The organism is Cupriavidus sp. Met-2, from assembly GCF_049843575.1.
Classification (GTDB): Bacteria; Pseudomonadota; Gammaproteobacteria; order Burkholderiales; family Burkholderiaceae; genus Cupriavidus; species Cupriavidus metallidurans.
This window is the reverse complement of sequence record NZ_JBBHZL010000001.1, coordinates 188,184-209,783: the sequence shown is the minus strand read 5'-3', so window position 1 is coordinate 209,783 and position 21,600 is coordinate 188,184. Positions and strand designations below refer to the sequence as shown.

General features: G+C 65.6%; 16 protein-coding genes. 9 read left to right on the top strand and 7 right to left on the bottom strand.

Annotation, left to right across the window (positions count from 1 at the left end; translation table 11 throughout):
- Positions 1-57 precede the first annotated feature (57 nt).
- From WD006_RS00995 to WD006_RS00980, 4 genes are all read right to left on the bottom strand, one after another.
- The gene (locus WD006_RS00995) at positions 58-1,968 is read right to left on the bottom strand and encodes an ABC transporter ATP-binding protein/permease (protein WP_008644384.1); all 1,911 of its coding nucleotides are present in this window, start codon (positions 1,966-1,968) and stop codon (positions 58-60) included.
- A 150-nt stretch (positions 1,969-2,118) separates the two neighbouring features.
- Positions 2,119-2,553 (bottom strand): HIT family protein, encoded by a 435-nt coding sequence (locus tag WD006_RS00990; protein ID WP_011515246.1) that lies wholly within the window; start codon positions 2,551-2,553, stop codon positions 2,119-2,121.
- Positions 2,554-2,631: 78 nt separating this feature from the next.
- Positions 2,632-6,606, bottom strand: a complete 3,975-nt coding sequence (locus tag WD006_RS00985; protein WP_029308422.1) for a DUF3683 domain-containing protein — start codon at positions 6,604-6,606, stop codon at positions 2,632-2,634.
- 169 nt (positions 6,607-6,775) lie between these two features.
- Positions 6,776-7,354 carry a YqaA family protein gene (locus WD006_RS00980; RefSeq protein ID WP_011515244.1) on the bottom strand — a complete coding sequence of 193 codons (579 nt, stop codon included), beginning with the start codon at positions 7,352-7,354 and terminating at the stop codon, positions 6,776-6,778.
- Positions 7,355-7,603: 249 nt separating this feature from the next.
- Between WD006_RS00980 and WD006_RS00975 the strand changes: the two genes are divergently transcribed.
- The 8 genes from WD006_RS00975 to WD006_RS00940 all read left to right on the top strand — a co-directional run bounded on the left by WD006_RS00975 (position 7,604) and on the right by WD006_RS00940 (position 15,739).
- Positions 7,604-8,098, top strand: coding sequence for a (2Fe-2S)-binding protein (locus tag WD006_RS00975; RefSeq protein ID WP_017513308.1), 495 nt, complete (start codon positions 7,604-7,606; stop codon positions 8,096-8,098).
- A gap of 11 nt (positions 8,099-8,109) precedes the next feature.
- Positions 8,110-10,488 carry a xanthine dehydrogenase family protein molybdopterin-binding subunit gene (locus WD006_RS00970; RefSeq protein WP_011515242.1) on the top strand — a complete coding sequence of 793 codons (2,379 nt, stop codon included), beginning with the start codon at positions 8,110-8,112 and terminating at the stop codon, positions 10,486-10,488.
- A gap of 16 nt (positions 10,489-10,504) precedes the next feature.
- Entirely contained in the window at positions 10,505-11,305 is an 801-nt protein-coding gene (locus WD006_RS00965) for an FAD binding domain-containing protein (protein ID WP_011515241.1), read from the top strand.
- A gap of 76 nt (positions 11,306-11,381) precedes the next feature.
- Entirely contained in the window at positions 11,382-12,278 is an 897-nt protein-coding gene (locus WD006_RS00960; RefSeq protein ID WP_008644391.1) for an AAA family ATPase, read from the top strand.
- Between the two features lie 89 nt (positions 12,279-12,367).
- Entirely contained in the window at positions 12,368-13,567 is a 1,200-nt protein-coding gene (locus tag WD006_RS00955) for a vWA domain-containing protein (protein WP_049799650.1), read from the top strand.
- A complete protein-coding gene (locus tag WD006_RS00950) occupies positions 13,558-14,127 on the top strand; it encodes a CoxG family protein (RefSeq protein WP_029308423.1) in 570 nt (189 codons plus the stop codon). Before WD006_RS00955 ends, WD006_RS00950 begins: the two co-directional genes overlap by 10 nt.
- Positions 14,100-15,146 (top strand): XdhC family protein, encoded by a 1,047-nt coding sequence (locus tag WD006_RS00945; RefSeq protein ID WP_029308424.1) that lies wholly within the window; start codon positions 14,100-14,102, stop codon positions 15,144-15,146. The genes WD006_RS00950 and WD006_RS00945 overlap by 28 nt, the downstream gene beginning before the upstream one ends.
- The gene (locus WD006_RS00940) at positions 15,143-15,739 is read left to right on the top strand and encodes a nucleotidyltransferase family protein (protein WP_011515237.1); all 597 of its coding nucleotides are present in this window, start codon (positions 15,143-15,145) and stop codon (positions 15,737-15,739) included. Before WD006_RS00945 ends, WD006_RS00940 begins: the two co-directional genes overlap by 4 nt.
- A gap of 46 nt (positions 15,740-15,785) precedes the next feature.
- Here the strand turns inward: WD006_RS00940 and otsA are convergent, their stop codons facing one another.
- From otsA to otsB, 3 genes are read right to left on the bottom strand one after another with little or no spacing between them, the layout of a single operon-like run.
- Positions 15,786-17,180, bottom strand: a complete 1,395-nt coding sequence (gene otsA / locus WD006_RS00935) for an alpha,alpha-trehalose-phosphate synthase (UDP-forming) (RefSeq protein ID WP_029308425.1) — start codon at positions 17,178-17,180, stop codon at positions 15,786-15,788.
- A gap of 31 nt (positions 17,181-17,211) precedes the next feature.
- Positions 17,212-19,074 (bottom strand): glycoside hydrolase family 15 protein, encoded by a 1,863-nt coding sequence (locus tag WD006_RS00930; RefSeq protein ID WP_011515235.1) that lies wholly within the window; start codon positions 19,072-19,074, stop codon positions 17,212-17,214.
- The gene (gene otsB, locus WD006_RS00925) at positions 19,071-19,871 is read right to left on the bottom strand and encodes a trehalose-phosphatase (protein ID WP_029308426.1); all 801 of its coding nucleotides are present in this window, start codon (positions 19,869-19,871) and stop codon (positions 19,071-19,073) included. Before otsB ends, WD006_RS00930 begins: the two co-directional genes overlap by 4 nt.
- A 193-nt stretch (positions 19,872-20,064) precedes the next feature.
- On the opposite strand from otsB, the gene ilvA reads away from it, so the two are divergent.
- Positions 20,065-21,600, top strand: a complete 1,536-nt coding sequence (gene ilvA / locus WD006_RS00920; protein WP_008644404.1) for a threonine ammonia-lyase, biosynthetic — start codon at positions 20,065-20,067, stop codon at positions 21,598-21,600.

Here is a 21,600-nt window from a genome sequence, read left to right as displayed (position 1 = left end):
GATGCCGCGACCCGACCACCCTCCGCCACTGCTGCGAGGCCGGCCGCGACGGCGCCGTCACGCGTCTTGTACGACCCGATAGCTTACTCCACCGCCCTCCAATTGCCCATCCCGCGGCCCGCCGCCGCTCTCATCCGAGGCATCGCCAACCGGCAGGTAATGCAAGCGGCGGTCGTGGAACGCGGCCACGGTGCTACGGTGGGCGATGCTGATGATCGCGGCATCCGGCAGGGTCTCGACCATGAGCCGGTACATCGCGCCTTCGGTTTCCTCGTCGAGCGCGCTCGTCGCCTCATCGAGGAACAGGTAGTCGGGCTTCTGCAGCAATGCACGCGCGAACGCCAGCCGCTGCTGTTCTCCCGGCGACAGCCGAAGCGACCAGTTGTCGAACACATCCAGATGCTTGATCAGCATGCCGAGGCGAGCCTGGCGCAGCACGTTGGCCAGCGCTTCGCGCGAATGCGCGTTGCCGGCATCGGGGTACGACAGCGCATCGGCCAGCGTGCCGATCGGCAGGTAACTGCGTTGTGGCAGGAACAGCATGCGCTTGTGCGGCACCGTGATCTGGCCATGACCGTACGGCCAGATGCCCGCCAGCGCGCGGAACAACACGCTCTTGCCGCAGCCGGAAGGGCCATTGACGAGCCAGCGCTCGCCCGGCCCGATCGACAGCGAGAACGGCGCCACCAGCGGACGTTGTCCCGGGCGCTTCAGCGGATCGACGCCTTCGTCGTCCGGGCCGGGGCCGCCACGCACCGGCAGGGCCAGACCCAGTCCAGTGATCGTGATGCTGTTGTCGGCCTTGTCGGTGGACTCGACCACCTCGATGTCGCCCGGACCCTCGTGGGTCAGATCCTCGCGCTCAGCCACGCGAATCGCTTGCTGGAAGTCGATCAGACGGTTGGCGGCCGCCTTCCAGCCGACCAGCGTGGCGTAGCTATCGACGAACCATGACAGGGCGCCCTGTACCTGCCCGAACGCCGAGTTGATCTGCATGAGGCCGCCCAGCGTCAGCTTGCCGGAGAAGTAGCGCGGCGCGGCCACCAGCAGCGGAAAGATGATCGCGAACTGGCCGTAGCCCGAGTTCACGAACGTCAGCCGTCGCGTATAGCGCATCAACTGGTTCCAGTTTTCCCGGATGCGTTCGAAACGCGCGCGCAGGCCGGCCTGCTCCGTCGCCTCGCCACGGTATAGCGCCACCGGCTCGCTGTTCTCGCGCAGGCGAACCAGCATGAAACGGAAGTTTGCTTCGTACTGTTCCTGCTGGAACGACAGGCCGATCAACGGACGGCCGACGAAGTGGGTAATCAGCGAACCGACCACGGCGTAGCCGATCGCGAACCACACCATATAACCCGGGATGGTCAGTTCGGACCCGCCGAGCGCCAGGCTGATCGGCCCGGACACCACCCAAAGGATGCCGATGAACGACACCAGCGTGACCACCGAGTTGAGCAGCCCCATCGACAGCGACAGCGCGCCATCCGTGAACTGGCGCAGGTCGTCGGCCAGTCGCTGGTCGGGGTTGTCGGTCGAATGGGTCTGCTCGATGCGGTAGTAGGCCTGGTGGCCAAGCCAGCGCTGCATGAACCGGCCAGTCATCCATGTACGCCAGCGCATCTGCAGCATCATCTGGTAGTACTGGCGCGAGATCGCCAGCACGATGAAGCAGGCCGCGATCCAGGAGAATCGCAGCAGCAATGCCTTGAAGGAGACGAAGTCGCGCTGCTCGATGGCGTTGTAGAACACGCGGTTCCACTCGTTGAGCAGCACGTTGATATAGACGATACCGAGGTTCAGCGCCACGACCAGGGTCAGCAGGCCGAGCCCCGCCTTGCGGTCTTCGGATTTCCAGTAGGGCATGATCAGCGCCCAGGTGGCAGCCAGGCGCAGGCGGCTCTGGTCCTTGAGCGCCTTGGCCGGTACGGCCGGGCCGGGGACGATGACAGACGACGGTGTGGTGGACATGGAAGACGCCCGGAATGGCCCGCGGCCTGGGGACGCCGGCAGGCATGTTGTTGTTTGACTGGTATCAGACGCACCGTCACGGCGGTGGGTTCCTTACCAGACTGCAACGGCACTTTACCAAGGTGGCACGGCGTCGTGCCGAGGGAAGTGTCAGTCGGCCGAATCCAGTGCCGAAAGTGCAGCACGCAGCGCCGGCAGCCGGTCGGCCAGTTCGGCGACGCGCGCCGTGTCGGCCGTCCGTTGCGGCGCGGCCCAGATCGCTTCCGGAAAATGCGAATCCCAGCGATAGCGCGGAATGATGTGCCAGTGCAGGTGCGGCACCATGTTGCCGAACGCGGCCAGGTTGACCTTGTCCGGCGTCATCACCTCGCGGACGATCCGCTCCACACGCGCCACCAGCCGCATCAGCCAGGCCATGTCGTGCTCGTCCAGATCGGTCAACTCGGCCACATGGTCGTTCCAGACCACGCGGCAGAAACCGGGAAAGCGATCATGCTCGACCAGGATGACGCGCGCGCGGTCGCCCATCCAGACGAGTTCTCCACCATCGGCTTCACAGAGGGGACAGTTGCGGGCTCGGGTCATGGGAATTGATTGGAGAGTGTTGTTTTGCTCCCCTCCCCCACATATGAGAGAGGGGAGCTCATGACTACGGCCGGCGGTTTAAACCAGCACCCGCTCGATACCACCCGCGTTGGCCTTTGCCACGTACTCCGGCAGCCAGTTCTCTCCCAGCAGGTGCTTGGCCATCTCCACGACGATATAGTCCGCCGTCACCGACGCATCCTCGTTGTAGCGCGACAAACCCTGCAGGCACGACGGGCAGCTCGTCAGGATCTTCACGTCGCCATTGAAGTCGCCGGCACGCAGCTTGTCGGCACCCTTGCGCATTTCCTCTTCCTTGCGGAAGCGGATCTGCGTCGAGATATCCGGACGCGTAACGGCCAGCGTGCCCGATTCCCCGCAGCAGCGCTCGTTCTTCTCGATCTTGCCGCCACCCTGGTTACCGCCCATCAGGTCATTGACGAGCTTGGTCGGGTCCATCGTCTTGATCGGCGTATGGCAGGGGTCGTGGTACATGTACCGCGTGCCGGTGACGCCTTCGAGCTTCACGCCCTTCTCGAGCAGGTACTCGTGGATGTCGATGATGCGGCAGCCCGGGAAGATCTTGTCGAATTCATACCCGGCGAGCTGGTCGTAGCACGTGCCGCAACTCACCACCACGGTCTTGATGTCGAGGTAGTTCAACGTGTTGGCCACGCGATGGAACAGCACGCGGTTGTCGCTGACCATCTTCTCTGCCTTGTCGTACTGGCCGGCGCCGCGCTGCGGGTAACCGCAGCACAGGTATCCCGGCGGCAGCACGGTCTGCACGCCCACGTGCCAGAGCATGGCCTGGGTGGCCAGACCCACCTGCGAGAACAGACGCTCCGAGCCACAGCCCGGGAAATAGAACACGGCTTCCGTTTCGGCCGTGGTCTGTTTCGGGTTGCGGATGATCGGCACGATCTCGTTGTCTTCAATATCAAGCAGCGCGCGCGCGGTCTTCTTCGGCAGGTTGCCCGGCATCTTCTTGTTGATGAAGTGAATCACCTGCTCCTGCACAGGCGGCTTGCCGACCGTGGCGGGAGGATGCTGGGTCTGCTTGCGGGCGAACTTCTTCAGCAGTTCGTTGCCCAGGCGCTGCGCCTTGTAACCCCAGCCGATCATGGCCGCACGGGTCATGTTGATCGTCTGCGGGTTGGTCGCGTTCAGGAAGAACATCGACGCGGCGGTACCCGGGTTGAACTTCTTCTGGCCCATCTTGCGCAACAGGTTGCGCATATTCATCGACACGTCGCCGAAGTCGATCTTGACCGGGCAAGGCGTCACGCACTTGTGGCAGACCGTGCAGTGATCGGCCACATCAGAGAACTCGTCCCAGTGCTTGATCGACACGCCACGGCGCGTCTGCTCCTCGTACAGGAAGGCCTCGATCAGCAGCGACGTGGCCAGGATCTTGTTACGCGGGCTGTACAGCAGGTTGGCGCGCGGCACGTGTGTGGCGCACACCGGCTTGCACTTGCCGCAACGCAGGCAGTCCTTGACGCTCTCGGCGATCGCGCCGATGTCGCTCTGCTGCATGATGATCGACTCATGCCCCATCAGGCCAAACGACGGCGTGTAGGCATTGCGCAGGTCGGCGCCCGGCAGGAGCTTGCCCTTGTTGAAGCGGCCCTGCGGATCGACGCGCTGCTTGTAGTCGCGGAATTCGGAGATCTCGTCTTCCGTCAGGAATTCGAGCTTGGTAATGCCGATGCCATGCTCGCCCGAGATCACGCCGTCCAGCGAACGCGCCAGCGTCATGATGCGGGCCACCGCGCGGTGCGCGTCCTGCAGCATGTCGTAGTCGTCCGAGTTCACGGGGATGTTCGTGTGGACGTTGCCGTCGCCGGCGTGCATGTGCAGCGCCACGAAAACGCGGCCGCGCAGCACCTGCTTGTGGATCTTCTGCGCCTCGTCGAGGATCGGCTTGAACTCGCCGCCGGAGAAAATCTTGCGCAGCTCGGCGCGGATCTCGTTCTTCCAGCTTACGCGGATCGTGCGGTCCTGCATCAGGTGGAACACGGTCGCATCCGGCTGCGTTTGCAGACGCTGCTCGAACGCCGGGCCGAGCAGGCCCAGGCCATGCCCGATCAGCGCGGCGCGCGCGGCGGCCAGCGGCGTGTCGAGGTGGTCCTGCAGATAGCGCCAGCGCGCGCGGATTTCACGCAGCAGCGTCAGCGCGTGTTGCACGCGGTCTTCCAGCAGTTCGGCGCTGGGAATCTCGTTCGCGTCGTCGCTGCGGCCAAGCGGCAGGTTGCCGCGCGCGAAGAACGCCTCGAGCTCGTCGGTCAGCTTGAGCTTGTTCTTGATCGACAGCTCGATGTTGATGCGCTCGATGCCGTCGGTGTACTCGCCCATGCGCGGCAGCGGGATCACCACGTCTTCATTGATCTTGAAGGCGTTGGTGTGGCGCGCGATGGCAGCCGTGCGCGAGCGGTCGAGCCAGAACTTCTTGCGGGCCTCGGGGCTCACCGCGATGAAGCCCTCGCCGCTCTTGCCGTTGGCCATGCGGATCACTTCCGAGGTGGCGCGGGCCACGGCGTCCTCGTCGTCACCGACGATATCGCCGATCAGCACCATCTTCGGGAACGCGTTGCGCTTGCTCTTGGTGGCGTAGCCCACCGCGCGCAGATAGCGTTCGTCCAGATGCTCCAGACCGGCCAGAATGGCGCCGCCCTCGCGCTTCGACTCGCCGTCGAGGAAGTCCTTGATTTCGACGATGCTCGGAATCGCGTCGCGCGGCTGGCCGAAGAACTCCAGGCAGACCGTGCGCATATGCTTCGGCATCCGGTGCAGGACCCAGCGCGCGCTGGTGATGATGCCGTCGCAACCTTCTTTCTGCACGCCAGGCAGGCCGGCCAGGAACTTGTCGGTGACGTCCTTGCCCAGACCTTCCTTGCGGAACTTGCGGCCTTCGATCGCCAGCGTCTCGGTGCGCAGCACCTTCTCGCCCGGCTTGCGGTTACCGTCCGACCACTTCAGCTCGAACGTGGCCACCGGCACGTCGTGGATCTTGCCGAGGTTGTGGTCCATCCGGGCGATCTCGAGCCAGTTGCCCTCGGGATCGACCATGCGCCACCACGCCAGGTTGTCCAGCGCGGTACCCCACAGCACGGCCTTCTTGCCGCCCGCGTTCATCGCCACGTTGCCGCCGATGCACGATGCGTCGATCGAGGTCGGGTCGACTGCGAACACCAGCCCGGCCTTGTCGGCGGCATCAGCCACGCGGCGCGTGACCACGCCGGCGCCGGAGAAGATCGTCGCCACCTTGCGCGACACGCCGGGCAGATCGGTCTGCTCGACTTCGCCAAGCTGCTCCAGCTTTTCCGTATTGATGACGGCAGAGAACGGCGTCAGCGGCACGGCGCCGCCGGTGTACCCGGTGCCGCCTCCGCGCGGGATGATGGTGAGACCCAGCTCGAAACAGCCCTTCACAAGGCCCGCGATCTCTTCCTCGGTATCTGGGGTCAGCACCACGAACGGGTACTCGACGCGCCAGTCGGTGGCGTCGGTCACGTGCGACACGCGCGAGAGTCCGTCGAACTTGATGTTGTCGTGCTGCGTCACCTTGCCCAGCACGCGCTGGGCGCGCTTGCGCAGCGCGTAGGCGTCGGAGAACTCCTGCTTGAAGGCCTCGATCGCCTGCTTGGCGAACGCAACCAGCTGCTCCACACGGTGCGAGCGATCTTCCGCGGCGGGCTCGGCGTGCTCGGCACGGTCGGCGGCGCGGCGCTTTTCGATTTCGCCCAGGCGGTGGTGCAGCGCGCTCACCAGCATCTGGCGGCGCTTGGGATTTTCGAGCAGGTCGTCCTGCAGGTACGGGTTGCGGCGCACGACCCAGATATCGCCGAGCACCTCGTAGAGCATCCGCGCCGAGCGGCCGGTGCGGCGTTCCCCGCGCAGTTCGTCCAGGATGCGCCAGGCTTCCTCGCCGAGCAGGCGGATGACGATCTCGCGATCCGAAAATGACGTGTAGTTATAGGGGATCTCGCGCAGACGCGGGGGTGCGTCCTTGGCGGCGAGCTTGGCATCGAGCACGAGTGGGGCGTTCATGGCGGGACCGCTTCCTGCTGCGCACGGGGACGGTGCGCGATTTCGTCTTTAAAGCGCGATTGTACTTCAACGCCCATGTTTGCCGCACCGCAACAACCCCGAAAACCCCCTATAACCCTTGGTTTCGTCAGGGATCTCGCCGTTTTCTGCCCGTCCGGCGCATTCCCGCTCAGAACAACCGGTGGAAGATCTGGCCCACGCCGTGCCAGAAGGAGTCCGGAATCCACAGCAGGCTGCCCGTCATCGCCAGATAACGCAGGAACTTGCCGATGGCCATATAGCCGACGCTGGGCCAGAACGGCATCCGCAGCCAGCCCGCCAAAGTGCACAATGGATCACCAATACCAGGAAGCCACGACACCAGCATCGTCGGGGGCCCCCAACGGCGCATCCAGCGGAAGTACTTGGCATCGAGCGCCGGCTTGCTGGCCTTCTTCGGGTGTTCCAGGTGCTGCTCGTGTTCGCGCTCATGCTGCCGATTCTGGCGCCGTAGCCGATAGCGCACCACGGCAAGCTTGGCCGCGTAACCCATCCACCAGTCGATGGCCCCGCCGACCGTGTTACCGAGCGTGGCCACCAGCACGGCCGGCCAGAACATATCGGGGTTGAGCTTGACGTAGCCGAACACGGCCGGCTCGGAGCCGAGCGGCAGTAGCGTGGCCGACACCAGGCTGACCACGAAAATGGCGGGCAACCCCACCGTCGGGAGGGCAAGGGTGTCAAACAGCCAGTGGATGAAGGCGTCCATGCGCTAGAGAACATAGGGCCGCGAATCGCAGGAGAACCCGCATGGCAGCACCGGTGGTTTTGTGTTTAACTGGGAGAGCCTTTTGCGTCCAATCGTTCACAACGCTTTCGCAAACCGGGCAAACCCGGCAGCACCAATATCACGAAATAGCCGTCTCAACCAAACGGCAGTACCGCGTCGTGGCCAGTCCCGCGCAGTGAATCGGGATGGATGGAGCTGGCCATGCGTGCACCCACACAGGAGACAAGCATGGCGATTCCGATCCGCCTGACGGTCAATGGCAAGCCCGTTGACGCCCAGGTCGAACCTCACACACTACTCGTCCAGTTCCTGCGCGAACACCTGCGCCTCACCGGCACGCACGTGGGCTGCGATACCGCCCAGTGCGGCGCCTGCACCGTCCACCTGGATGGCCGCGCGGTGAAGTCCTGCAACGTGCTCGTGGTGCAGGCGGACGGCGGCAGCGTGACGACGATCGAGGGCCTGGCCGTCAACGGCGAAATGCACCCCGTACAGCAAGCGTTCCGTGAATGCCACGGCCTGCAATGCGGCTTCTGCACGCCGGGCATGGTGATGGCGGCCACGGCCCTGCTCAAGGACCGCCCCAACGCCGACGCGCAGGCGATTCGCGACCAGCTCGAAGGCAACCTGTGCCGCTGTACCGGCTACCACAACATCGTGCGTGCGGTGCAGCAAGGTCAGGCGGCCATGCAGGGCTCGGCGGCCGTGGCCAGCGCGGAATAAGGAGACCGGCCATGAACGCACCCGAAAAGCTGATCGGTTCGCCGGTCCGCCGCAAGGAAGACTATCGCTTCCTGACCGGCAACGGCCAGTACACCGACGATGTCGTCCTGCCGCACCAGAGCTACGGTTATTTCCTGCGCTCGCCGCATGCTCACGCGCGCATCAAGTCGATCGACACGTCCGAGGCGGCGGCCTCGCCCGGCGTGATCGCCGTGCTGACTGGCGATGACATGGCAGCCGACAAGGTCGGCGGCCTGCCCTGCGGCTGGCTGATCCACAGCATCGACGGCTCGCCGATGAAAGAACCGCCCCACCCCTCGCTGGCGCACGGCAAGGTGCGCCACGTGGGCGACCAGGTGGCGCTGGTCGTCGCAGAATCGCTCCAGCAGGCACGCGACGCCTCCGAGAAGATCGTTGTCGACTACGAGGAACTGCCAGCCGTGATCGGCCTGGCCAATGCCTCGTCGGCAGCTTCACTCGTCCACGACGATGTCCCCGCCAACACCTGCTACACGTGGGGCCACGGCGACAAGGCAGCCACGGACGCGGCATTCGCCAAGGCCGCTCACGTGACCACGCTGCAGATCGTCAACAACCGGCTGATCCCGAACGCGATCGAACCGCGCGCGGTCAATGCCAGCTATACGCGCCAGGATGACGGCTACACGGTCTACGTCGCCAACCAGAACCCGCACGTGGAGCGGCTGTTGATGGGGGCATTCGTGCTGGGCCTGCCCGAGTCGCGCCTGCGCATCATCGCGCCGGACGTGGGCGGCGGCTTCGGCTCGAAGATCTTCCTCTACCCCGAGGACGTGGCACTGACCTGGGCATCGAAAAAGGTGGGACGTCCGATCAAGTGGACTGCGGAACGCTCCGAGTCCTTCCTGACCGACGCCCATGGTCGCGATCATGTGACCAAGGCTGAACTCGCGCTCGACGCCGACGGCAACTTCCTGGCGATGCGCGTGCACACCATCGCCAACATGGGCGCGTACCTGTCGACGTTCGCCAGTAGCGTGCCGACGATCCTCTACGCGACACTCCTGGCCGGCCAATACGCCACGCCGGCGATCTATGCCGAAGTCCACGCGGTGTTCACCAACACGTCCCCCGTCGATGCCTATCGCGGCGCGGGACGCCCCGAGGCCACCTACGTCGTCGAGCGGCTGGTGGAAGCGGCCGCGCGCGAGACCAACGTCGATCCGGCCACGCTGCGCCGCAAAAACTTCATCCGCACCTTCCCGTATGCCACTCCGGTGGGTCTGACCTACGACACCGGCGACTACGAGCCCTGCCTGGCTCGCGCGGAGGAACTGGCCGACGTGGCGGGATTCCCGGCCCGGCGCGCGGAAGCGAAGCAACGCGGCAAGCTGCGCGGGCTCGGCTACTCGTGCTACATCGAGGCCTGCGGGCTTGCGCCCTCGAATATCGCCGGAGCGCTGGGCGCGCGTGCCGGGCTGTTCGAGGTGGGCGAGATCCGCGTGCATCCGACGGGCACCGTGACGGTCTTCACCGGATCGCACAGCCACGGTCAAGGCCATGAAACCACGTTCGCGCAGATCGTGGCGGACCGCCTGGGCATCGCACTGGATGCCGTCGAGATCGTGCATGGCGATACGGGCCGCGTGCCGTTCGGCATGGGGACCTATGGTTCCCGCTCACTGGCAGTGGGCGGCTCGGCGATCATGAAAGCGCTCGACAAGATCGAGGCCAAGGCCAAGAAGATCGCCGCGCACCTGCTCGAGGCATCCGACGCCGACATCGAGTTCAAGGACGGCGTGTTCCGCGTGGCCGGCACCGATCGCACCAAGACGTTCGGCGAGGTGGCGCTGACGGCATACGTGCCGCACAACTACCCGCTCGACAAGCTTGAGCCAGGCCTGAACGAGAACGCGTTCTACGATCCGACGAACTTCACGTATCCGTCCGGCGCGTACATCTGCGAAGTCGAGGTCGATCCCGATACCGGCGAGTCGCACGTGGTCAAGTTCACCGCTGTGGATGACTTCGGCAACGTGATCAACCCGATGATCGTGGAAGGCCAGGTACATGGCGGCATTGGCCAGGGTCTGGGTCAGGCGATGCTCGAACAGTGCGTCTACGACCCCGAGAGCGGCCAGCTCCTGACCGGTTCGTACATGGACTACGCGATGCCACGCGCCGGAGACCTGCCCGACTTCACCGTCGAGACGTCCACCGGCACACCGTGCACGCACAATCCGCTCGGCGTGAAAGGCTGCGGCGAAGCCGGCGCGATCGGCTCGCCACCGGCCTTCATCAACGCCATGGTCGACGCCTTGTCGCCGCTCGGCGTACACGATCTGCAGATGCCTGCCACGCCGCATCGCGTGTGGCAAGCCATCCAGTCCGCGCAATCTGGCACCGCGTAACCGGGGAGAGCACAACATGTATGCATTTCAGTATGAACGTGCCGCCGACGCCAATGCCGCGGTGGCCAAGCTGAAGGCCGATGGCGACGCCAAGTTCCTGGCTGGTGGTCAAAGCCTGCTGGCGGCGATGAAGCTGCGCCTGGCTTCGCCGTCGACGCTGGTCGATGTATCGCGCATTCCGGGCATGAACGGGATTCGCGTCGAGGGTGACGCGCTGGTGATCGGCGCCGCCACGCGCCATGCCGATGTGGCGGCCAATGCCGACGTGATGCGCCGCATTCCGGCGCTGGCCGCGCTGGCCAACGGCATCGGCGACCGGCAGGTACGCGCGATGGGGACGATCGGTGGCTCACTCGCCAATGACGACCCGGCGGCGGACTATCCCGCCGCCGTGCTCGGGCTGAACGCGACGGTCGTCACCGATCGTCGCAGCATCGCGGCGGACGACTTTTTCAAGGGGCTCTATGAAACAGCGCTCGAGCCCGACGAGTTGATCACCGCGGTGCGTTTCCCGTCGCCGGATCAGGCTGCCTACATCAAGTTCCGCAACCCCGCATCGCGCTTCGCGCTGGTTGGCGTGATGGTCGCGCGCACCGGCAAGACCGTGCGCGTGGCGGTGACCGGCGCGGCAGACAGCGTGTTCCGGGCGCCGGCGCTCGAGCAGGCATTGGCGGCCAGCTTCACGCCGGCTGCCGCCCGAGCCGTGAAGATGGACCCGTCTGGCCTCAACGTGGACCTGCATGCATCTGCCGAGTACCGCGCGCATCTGATCCCCGTGCTGGCGGCGCGAGCCGTGGAGCAGGCGCTGAAGGGCTAAGGCTGCGTCGTGTTTGTACCTCTCTCCCGCGCGGCGGGAGAGAGGTGCGCATAGCGACGGAACTCGCATTCTCACCATGCTCCCCACCTCGATCGACCAAACCCTCTCGCTGCTCGAAAAGCAGCAATATTTCGCCGACCGCGAGACGGCCACCGTGCTGTATCTCGCGCTTCGGATGCAACGCCCGCTTTTTCTCGAAGGCGAGCCCGGTGTCGGCAAGACAGCGCTGGCGCAAGCCATGGCGCGCGCGCTCGGCACGCGGCTGCTGCGCCTGCAATGCTATGAAGGTCTCGACGCCGCCAGCGCGCTCTACGAATGGGACTACCCGCGCCAGATCATGGCGCTTCGGCTAGCCGAAGCGCGTGGCGAACGGCCCGAGCAGCAATCGCTCTATCACGACGACTACCTGCTCAAGCGCCCGCTGCTTGAGGCGCTGTTGCCGGACCCTGCCGCGCCGAACGTGCCGCGCGTGCTGCTGATCGACGAAATCGACCGCGCCGACGAACCGTTCGAGGCGTTTCTACTCGAAGTCCTGTCCGAATACCAGGTGTCGATCCCCGAAATCGGCGTGGTCCAGGCCGAACGTCCGCCACTGATCGTGATCACATCGAACCGCACGCGCGAGGTGCATGACGCGCTCAAACGTCGCTGCCTTTACCAGTGGATGGGTTACCCGGGCCGCGACCGCGAGTTGCAGATCGTCGCGGCGCGCGCGCCCGAAGCGGCGATGGCCCTGCAACGGCAGGCCGTCGATTTCATCCACCGGCTGCGTGGCATCGACCTGTTCAAGGCTCCCGGCATTGCCGAGGCCATCGACTGGTGTCGCGCGCTGGCCGCGCTGGGCGTGACCGAACTCGATCCGCAATCGGTGCGCGACACGCTAGGCGTCCTGCTCAAGTATCAGGACGACTTGGCACGCGCGGACGGACCGACCATCGCCGAACTGCTCGCCGGGGCAGCACCAGCAGGCTGACCATGCCACGCGCCGTACCTTCCGCCCCCTCTGCCCCGTTTGCCCCCTTTTCCCGACCGGACACATCGGGCACGCCGCCCCCGCTGCCGATGCTGGCCCGCAACGTCACGCATTTCATGCGGCTGCTGCGTGACACCGGGTTCGGGCTATCGCCAGCGCATGCCGTCGATGCATTGGAAGCCCTGCGGCATATCGATATCGGCGCGCGCGACGAAGTGCGGGCCGCGCTGGCGGCGCTGGTGCTATCGGGCCCCGATCAGCGCCCGCTGTTCGATGCCGCCTTCGACCTGTTCTGGCGCGACCCCGACTGGGAAAGCAAGCTGCGGGCGATGCTGCTGCCGCGCGTCGATGCCGGGATTCCGCCGCCCCGACGCAGCAACCGCCTGGCCGATGCCCTGGCCGCCCGGCAACCGCCATCGCCAAAGCCGGACCAGCCGCCCCGTGAGGAACGCTTCACCGCCCCGCTTACGTTCTCCGATCAGGAGCGTCTGGCGGGGCGCGACTTCGAAACCCTGAACGCCGAAGAGTGGCGCGCGCTCCAGCATCTGGTGCGCACACGGCGCGCGCGTCTGGCCCTGCAGAAGACACGGCGTCTGCGCCCATCCACCTGCGGGACGCACGCCGACCTGCGCGCGAGCGCGCGACTGGCGGTGCGCCAGCATGGTGAATGGCTGCGCTGGAAGTACCGCAAGCGTGCCGAGCGCAAGCCGCCCGTGGTCCTGCTGCTCGATATCTCTGGCTCGATGAGCCAGTACTCGCGCGCCGTCCTCTACTTCTGCCACGCGCTGACGCAGTCCCGCGAGCGACTGCACGTCTTCCTGTTTGGCACGCGGCTGACCAACGTGACGCGCGCGCTACGCGAACGCGATCCGGACGACGCGGTGAACCTGATCACCGAACAGGTCCGTGACTGGGCTGGCGGCACCCGAATCGGTGCCGCGCTGGCCACGTTCAACCGGCAATGGGCGCGTCGCACGCTGTCCGGCCGCGCCACGGTGCTGCTGGTCAGCGACGGTATCGATCTGGAGCACATCGATCTGCTCGAACAGGAGATGGCCCGCCTGCGCCGATTTGCGCATCGCATCATCTGGCTCAATCCGCTGCTGCGCTATGAAGGCTTCACGCCGCAGGCGCGCGGCATCCAGGCGATCCTGCCCCACGTCGACGCGCTGCGTGCGGCGCACAACCTGGACAGCCTGTTCGCGCTGGAATCGCTGCTGGCCGATCCCGCGCGCGTTCCGCCTGTCAAAGCATCACGCCCCCAACCAGGATATCCATCATGGAAATGACCCAGACCCAGCGACTGCCCGTGCCCCAGCAGGTCGCCTGGGATGCACTGAACGACACAGCGCTGCTCAAGCAATGTATTCCGGGATGTGAGAGCATCGAGCCCGACGGCGACAACGCCTACCAACTGGCGCTGACCGCCGCCGTCGGACCGGTCAAGGCGCGCTTCAAGGGGCGCATGGCGCTGCAGGACATCCAGGCGCCGGAGAGCTACACGATCCAGTTCGACGGACAGGGCGGCGCGGCCGGATTTGGTAAGGGGTCCGCGCAGGTCAAGCTCACGCCCGAAGGCGACGAGACGCTGCTCACCTACGTGGTTCACGCGCAGGTCGGCGGCAAGATCGCGCAGATCGGCTCGCGGCTGGTGGATGCCGCCGCGCGCAAGATGGCCGATACATTCTTCGCCCGCTTCACCGAGGCGGTTGGTGGCGGTGGCGCGAATGAAGACGACGACAATACGGAAACGGAACAATCAGCCGACGCGGGGAAAACGACCGACGGCGGCGATGACACAGGAACAAAGCGGAAACGATCATGGACAGCGTGGATCTCGAAGTCCTGAAATGCAGCGTGCGCTGGCAGCAGGAAGGGCATGGCGTATTGCTGGTGACAGTCGTCAGAACCTGGGGGTCGTCGCCCCGCCCCGAAGGCGCGATGCTGGCCGTGCGTGACGATGGCCACGTGGTGGGCTCGGTTTCCGGCGGCTGCATCGAGGACGACATCATCGACCGCGTTCGGCACGAGGGCATCCATTCGGGCCTCCCCGAAGCGATCAAGTACGGCATCAGCGCGGAGGAAGCGCACCGCTTCGGCCTGCCTTGCGGTGGCACGATCGAGCTGGTGACCGAGCCGCTGTCTGCGGCCAGTGGCATCGTCGATCTGCTCGACGCGGTGGAGAACGGCAGGCTCATCGCCCGCACGCTCGACATGGCAACCGGTGCGGCAACGCTCGGGCCAGCCGAGGCCACCGACGGCCTGGCGTTCGACGGCAAGACCCTGCTGACGATCCACGGCCCGCGCTACCGGATGCTGGTGATCGGCGCCGGCCAGCTGTCGAAGTACCTGTGCCAGATCGCCGTGGGGCTTGGCTTCCAGGTCACTGTCTGCGATCCGCGCGAGGAATACACCGAGACCTGGGACATCGCGGGGGTGACGATGGTCCGCACCATGCCGGACGACACGGTCATGGAGATGAAGCTCGACGAGCGCTGCGCGGTGATCGCGCTGACGCACGACCCCAAGCTCGACGACCTGGCCCTGATGGAAGCGCTGCGCACGCCGGCGTTCTATGTCGGCGCGCTCGGCTCGCGACGCAACAACCACGCGCGCCGCGAGCGGCTCAAGGAATTCGACCTGACAGAGCTGCAGCTCGCGCGATTGCATGGGCCGGTGGGTATCTACATCGGCAGCCGCACGCCGCCGGAGATTGCGATCTCGATCCTGGCCGAAGTGGTCGCGGCCAAGAACCACGTCTCGCTCCCTGACATCCTTCAAGTCGAAGGCGCGAAAGCGGCGCGGGAAATCGCCGCTGGCGAGGCGGCCTGCCCAATCCTGCCCACCGCTTCGGCGGCACAGCCATGACGAAGCCCGTGCTCTCTCAATCCGACCTGCCCATCGGCATCCTGCTGGCGGCCGGCTTTGGCCGACGCTTCGACCCGGCTGGCGCACGCAACAAACTGCTCGAGAAACTGCCCGACGGCCGCACCGTGGCATGGCGCAGCGCGCGAACGCTTGCGGCGGCGCTACCGGGTTCGATCGCCGTGGTGCGCCCCGGCAATCCCGAGCTATCGGAAGAGCTGCGCCGCGGCGGCTGCAAGGTAGTCGAATCCGCAGACGCCGAGGCCGGCATGGGCGCGGCGCTACGCGCTGGCGTGACGGCCTGCGCCGATGCGCGCGGCTGGGTCGTGGCACTGGCGGACATGCCGTGGCTATCGATGGAACTGGTGCGCGCCGTGGCACTGACGATCACGTCGCGCGACACCATCGCCGCGCCGTGGCGTGATGGCCAGCGTGGGCACCCGGTCGGTTTTGGCGCCGCATGGCGCGAGGAACTGCTGAAGCTCGACGGCGACGAAGGCGCCCGCGCACTGCTCAAGTCACAACCAGTGACGCGCATCCTGACCGACGACGATGGTCCGTTCCGGGATGTGGATGTGCCGGGCGATCTGAAGTAGGTGTAGGCGCTGCGGATTTAGCGGCGCCTGCCTGCGGCCTCAACCATCACCCCCCTTCCGTCTCCATTAGCGCCCGCAGATATTCCCCGCTCCACCAGTGCACATCCTGCTGGCGAATCCGCTCCAGCAGCTTCTGGTGACGCGCCTGGCGCTCTGACAGCGACATATGCAGTGCCTGCTGGATCGCCTGCGCGGTGGCACGCGTGTCGTATGGATTGACCAGCAGCGCTTCCTTGAGCTGTTCCGCCGCGCCCGCGAAGCGGGACAGCACCAGCACCCCGGGATCCTCCGGGTCCTGGGCCGCGATGTATTCCTTGGCGACGAGGTTCATGCCGTCGCGCAATGGCGTCACCAGCGCCACGTTGCACGCACGGCACAGGCCCGGCAGGCGGCGACGCGCGGTGGAGCGGTGGATGTAGCGCACCGGCATCCAGTCCAGCTCGCCATACTCGCCGTTGATCGCGCCGGTGATGCCTTCCATGTCGCGCCGCAGGTCCGCATAGGCGTCGACCGATTCCCGTGACGGCGCGGTGATCTGGATCAGCGTGGCGCTTGAACGGTTCTCGGGGTACTCGGCCAGCAGCGTCTGGAAAGCCTTGAGCCGCTGGGGCAGGCCCTTCGAGTAATCGAGGCGGTCGATGCCAAGCAGCAGCCTGCGTCGCGCGTACTGGCCGCGCATCATCTCGTAGGTCTCGCGCGCTTCGTCGGCGCGGCCCAGTTCGATGAACTCGTCGACATCGATACCGATCGGAAACGCCTGCGCACGCACGGTGCGATGGAATGCACGGAAGCGGTATTCGCCCATCGGTTCGGCGCCGGCCTCGCCCTGCACATAGCGGGAGAAGTGCTCGACATCGTCGTGGCTCTGGAAGCCGAGCAGGTCATAGGCAAACAGCGCGCGCATCAGCCACTCGTGCTGCGGAATGGTAGCCAGGATCAGCCGTGGCGGCAGCGGGATATGCAGGAAGAAGCCAATGCGCTGGCCGCAACCGATCGCCCGCAATTCCGCAGCCAGCGGAATCAGGTGATAGTCGTGGATCCAGATCACATCGTCGGGCTTGAGCAGCGGCGCCAGCTTGCGCGCGAAAAGCTGGTTCACGCGGCGGTAGGCATTCAGGTTGCCGCCGGAATCGAAGTCGGCCAGGTCCACCCGATAGTGGAATACCGGCCACAGCACGCCATTGCTGTAGCCCAGGTAGTAGGACTCGAAGTCCTCCCGGCTCAGATCCACCGTGGCCAGCGTGACATTGCCGGCCTGGATCTGGTGCAGCTCGCCCTCTCCGGGCGTGCCGCCGCGGCTGGCGTCCACTACCTTGCCGCTCCAGCCGAACCACAATCCACCGGTCTTGTTCAACGTGTCGGACAGCGCGACGGCAAGTCCGCCCGCCGCATGATTCCGCGGGTCGGCAACCCGGTTCGATACTGCTACTAGTCTTCCCATATCTCGCTTCTGGTTGAGATCCACTCCTCGTTCAAATCACGCTGTCCCAGGGGGCCGACAGCCGTACGGCGCCATTGATCAGGCCGACCATCGAATAGGTCTGGGGGAAGTTGCCCCACATCTCGCCCGTGACCGGGTGCGTGTCCTCCGACAACAACCCGAGCGGATTGCGCGCCGCCAGCATGGCCTCGAAGATTTCGCGCGCTTCCTCGCGACGGCCGATGCGTGCCAGCGCGTCGATGCGCCAGAACGTGCAGATATTGAAGGCTGTCTCGGGCTTGCCAAAGTCGTCCGGCGCCTCGTAGCGCCGCATGTACGGTCCGTCGCAGAGCGTTTCCTCGAGCGCCTTCAGCGTCGCAATGAAACGCGGGTCCTTCGGGTCGATGAAATTCACTTCCGCCATCAGCAGCACGCTGGCGTCGAGCACGTTACCGCCGAAACTCTCCGCGAAAGCCTGTCGCGACTCGCTCCACGATTCGGCCAGGATGCGTTGCTTCATGCGGTCGGCATGTTCCGCCCAGTACGCGGCGCGCTGCGGGTGCTCGAGCTTGGTGGCGATCTTGGCCAGCCGGTCGCAGGCTGCCCAGCTCATCAGCGCCGAAGACGTATGGACCCGCGCGCGCGTGCGCAACTCCCACATGCCCGCGTCCGGCGTGCCGAACACGCGCACCGCCTGCTCGCCGACGTCCTCGAGCCGGTGAAATTCCGTCAGGCCGCCACGATGCAGCAGCCGGTGGTCGTGAAACGCCTGCGCGGCGCCGAGCACCACGTTGCCGTAGACATCGTGCTGGAAATGCTCCTGCGCCTGGTTGCCCACGCGCACCGGGCCCATATTGCGATATCCGCCCAGATGATCGAGGACGCTCTCCGGCAGCTCGCGTTCGAGCCCGATGCCGTAGAGCGGCTGGATATGGCCATCCTGCGCCTGCACGACGACATTCGTCAGCCAGCGCATGTAGTCCTCCATCGTGCCGACTTCGGACAGGCTGTTGAGCGCGCGCACCACGAAGAACGCGTCGCGCAACCAGCAGTAGCGGTAGTCCCAGTTCCGGCCGCTGCCGGGCGCCTCGGGAATGCTCGTTGTCATCGCCGCGACGATCGCGCCAGTCTCCTCGTAGAGCGACATCTTCAGCGTGATCGCCGCGCGGATCACGGCGTCCTGCCATTCGCGCGGCACGGCCAGCCGGCGGCTCCAGATACGCCAGTAGGACGTGGTCTCCTGTTCGAAGTCGCGCGCGGTCTCCTCCACGCCATGCGCCAGCGTTTCATCTGGCCCGAGAATGAAGTTGTAGTTGCGCGTGACCAGGAACGGCGTGTTCGACAGCACATAGGCCAGCGGCGCGTCTGTGGTCATCCGCAGCGTCAGGTCCTCGCCGATATAGCGCACATGGCTGCTGCCGCGTGTCATCTGCGGCTTGATCCGGCCCCAGTTGAAGCGCGGTGCCACCGTGACCCGCACCCGTGGCGCGCCACGGACCGGCCGGATCCGCCGCACCAGCGTCAGCGGGCGGAAATAGCGTCCGAGCCGGAAGAACCGAGGGCAGAAGTCGGTGATTTCCAGGCAGTGACCATGCTTGTCGTACAGGCGCGTGCGCAGGATGGCCGTATTCGGCTCGTACCACTGCGTGGACTTCGCCAGGTCTTCCACCTCGATGGAAAAGTGGCCACCGTTCTCGCTCGAATCGAGCAGCGCATTGAAAACGGGGTCGGCATCGTAGCGCGGCAGGCAACACCAGACGATGCGGCCGCGTCCGTCGACCAGTGCCGAGAATGCGCAGTTGCCAATCATCCCGAGCGATAGCGACGGATCGGCGTGACGGCCAGTGCAGTTGGTATCGGTATTGAAAGCGGGCGCTTCTGGATGATGCGCGGCAGGTGTGGGGGGGGCGTTCACAGCGAGTCCTCCGTTTCGGACGAAGTGGATGAGACGGACTGCGGCTTGCCGCCGCGTTGCGCCCTGAGCGCCAGAAGAGCATGGGCGGATCGATGAAGCCAGCAACGCAACGCAGCGGGCCCGGTCACGCTGACCGTGGCGGCGGTGGCGCGCTCGCCAACCAGCACGCCCACCCCGCCGAGTTCACGCGCCACAACGAAACCGGCTTCGTCGGTGACATCGTCACCCGCGAACAGCGGCTTGCGTCCTTCGAAGGGGGCCATGCGCATGAACGCGGCGATCGCGCCCCCCTTGTCGACGCCGGCAGGCTTGATCTCGACAACCATTTTTCCGGGCAAGCCTTCCAGCCCATCCACGTCGTGCAGGGTGTCGGCCACCATCGCTCGCACCTGTGCCTCGAGTTCCGGAGCCTGTCGATAGTGAATGGCGACTGCCACGGATTTCCGCTCGATGCGTAGGCCGGGATGGCGCGCGACGAAGGCTTCGAGCCTCGGCATCAATGCCGTGATGCCCGGGGCCGGTGGCATGAACAGCGCTTCGCCGTCATGGCGCAGTTCGGCGCCGTGCACGCCTGCCGCGGGGAGCCTCAGCGGCTGCAGGAAGCCATCGAGCTCGGCAACGGGCCGGCCCGAGATAATGGCCAGGGCGCCGTCCAGGCAGGTGTGCAGCGCGCGCAGCGTGCCAACCAGTTCCGGCTCGACCTGCACCAGCTCGGGGCGTGGCGCGAGGTCAGCCAGCGTGCCGTCGAAATCCAGAAACAGCGCGGTATCGGGTTCGATGAGAGGTAGCGAAGACATCACGCAAGACCGTAACACGTCGATTTGGAAGGTGTCAGCCGGACGCTGTCCTACAACTGTGGCTGTCACTGCACCCGTCGCACGGCAACTGCCAACCTGGCACTGCCAAGTGCGCCATCCATTATCATTGGCGGTTTCCGCCGATTTTTCCGGTTTTTTTGCCGCTGCCCCCCGGCGCCGCACTCCGCAGACCATGACCCGCACGCCCGCCAAGCCCGACTATCTGAAAAAAATCCTGACCGCCAAGGTCTATGACGTGGCCCAGGAGACCGAATTGACCTATGCGCCCGCGCTGTCGGCACGCACCGGCAATGCGGTCTGGTTCAAGCGCGAGGACACCCAGCCGGTGTTCTCGTTCAAGTTGCGGGGGGCGTACAACAAGATGGCGTCCCTCACGCCCGAGGAACTCAAGCGCGGCGTGATCGCTGCTTCGGCAGGCAACCACGCCCAGGGCGTGGCGCTGGCGGCGGCCCGCATGCAGTGCAAGGCGATCATCGCCATGCCGACCACCACGCCGCAGGTGAAGATCGACGCCGTGCGCGAGCGCGGCGGCGAGTGGGTGCAGATCGTTCTGCACGGTGAGTCGTACAGCGATGCCTACCTGCACGCGGCCGAACTCGAGAAGAAGCACAAGCTCGCGTTCATCCACCCGTTTGACGACCCCGAGGTCATCGCCGGCCAGGGCACCATCGCGATGGAGATCCTGCGCCAGCACCCTGGCCCGATCCACGCGATCTTTGTCGCCATCGGCGGCGGCGGCCTGATCTCCGGCATCGCCGCCTACGTCAAGGCGGTGCGCCCCGAGATCAAGGTGATCGGCGTGCAGACCTTCGATTCCGATGCCATGAAGCGCTCGGTGGACGCCGGCAAGCGCGTGGAACTGAAGGATGTGGGCCTGTTCTCGGACGGTACCGCCGTCAAGCTGGTGGGCAAGGAAACGTTCCGCATCACGCGTGAACTGGTCGACGACATCATCCTGGTCGATACCGATGCGATCTGCGCGGGCCTGAAGGATGTGTTCCAGGACACCCGCAGCATCCTCGAGCCGGCCGGCGCGCTGGCCGTGGCCGGCCTCAAGGCGTACGCCGAGCGCGAGAAGCTCAAGCACCAGCACCTGGTGGCGATCGCCTGCGGCGCCAATATGAACTTCGACCGCCTGCGCTTTGTGGCCGAGCGCGCCGAAGTGGGTGAAGCGCGCGAAGCGGTCTTCGCCGTGACGATCCCCGAGGAACGCGGCAGCTTCAAGCGCTTCTGCGAACAGGTCGGCACGCGCAGCGTGACCGAGTTCAACTACCGCATCGCCGACAAGGGCGTGGCGCATATCTTCGTCGGCGTGCAGATCGCCAGCCGCGCGGAGAGCGACAAGATCGCCGCCAACTTCCGCCGCCATGGCTTTGACACGCTCGACCTGTCGAACGACGAACTGGCCAAGCAGCACATCCGCTACATGGTCGGCGGCCATTCGCCGCTGGCGCATGACGAACTGCTGTATCGCTTCGAGTTCCCGGAGCGCCCGGGCGCGCTGATGAAGTTCCTGTCCAGCATGAGCCCGAACTGGAACATCAGCCTGTTCCACTACCGGAACCAGGGCGCGGATACGTCGAACATCCTGGTCGGCATCCAGGTGCCGAAGAACGAGAAGCGCGCGTTCCGCAGCTTCCTTTCGACGCTCGGTTACGTACACTGGGATGAGACCGACAACCCCGTCTACAAGCTGTTCCTTTCCTGA

Coding starts and splice junctions, on each gene's coding strand:
- otsA (WP_029308425.1), bottom strand. CDS start 17,180: ATGGGAAGACTAGTAGCAGTATCGAACCGGGTTGCCGACCCGCGGAAT.
- ilvA (WP_008644404.1), top strand. CDS start 20,065: ATGACCCGCACGCCCGCCAAGCCCGACTATCTGAAAAAAATCCTGACC.
- WD006_RS00950 (WP_029308423.1), top strand. CDS start 13,558: ATGGAAATGACCCAGACCCAGCGACTGCCCGTGCCCCAGCAGGTCGCC.
- WD006_RS00975 (WP_017513308.1), top strand. CDS start 7,604: ATGGCGATTCCGATCCGCCTGACGGTCAATGGCAAGCCCGTTGACGCC.
- WD006_RS00990 (WP_011515246.1), bottom strand. CDS start 2,553: ATGACCCGAGCCCGCAACTGTCCCCTCTGTGAAGCCGATGGTGGAGAA.
- WD006_RS00960 (WP_008644391.1), top strand. CDS start 11,382: ATGCTCCCCACCTCGATCGACCAAACCCTCTCGCTGCTCGAAAAGCAG.
- WD006_RS00985 (WP_029308422.1), bottom strand. CDS start 6,606: ATGAACGCCCCACTCGTGCTCGATGCCAAGCTCGCCGCCAAGGACGCA.
- otsB (WP_029308426.1), bottom strand. CDS start 19,871: ATGTCTTCGCTACCTCTCATCGAACCCGATACCGCGCTGTTTCTGGAT.
- WD006_RS00955 (WP_049799650.1), top strand. CDS start 12,368: ATGCTGGCCCGCAACGTCACGCATTTCATGCGGCTGCTGCGTGACACC.
- WD006_RS00970 (WP_011515242.1), top strand. CDS start 8,110: ATGAACGCACCCGAAAAGCTGATCGGTTCGCCGGTCCGCCGCAAGGAA.
- WD006_RS00965 (WP_011515241.1), top strand. CDS start 10,505: ATGTATGCATTTCAGTATGAACGTGCCGCCGACGCCAATGCCGCGGTG.
- WD006_RS00980 (WP_011515244.1), bottom strand. CDS start 7,354: ATGGACGCCTTCATCCACTGGCTGTTTGACACCCTTGCCCTCCCGACG.
- WD006_RS00995 (WP_008644384.1), bottom strand. CDS start 1,968: ATGTCCACCACACCGTCGTCTGTCATCGTCCCCGGCCCGGCCGTACCG.
- WD006_RS00940 (WP_011515237.1), top strand. CDS start 15,143: ATGACGAAGCCCGTGCTCTCTCAATCCGACCTGCCCATCGGCATCCTG.
- WD006_RS00945 (WP_029308424.1), top strand. CDS start 14,100: ATGGACAGCGTGGATCTCGAAGTCCTGAAATGCAGCGTGCGCTGGCAG.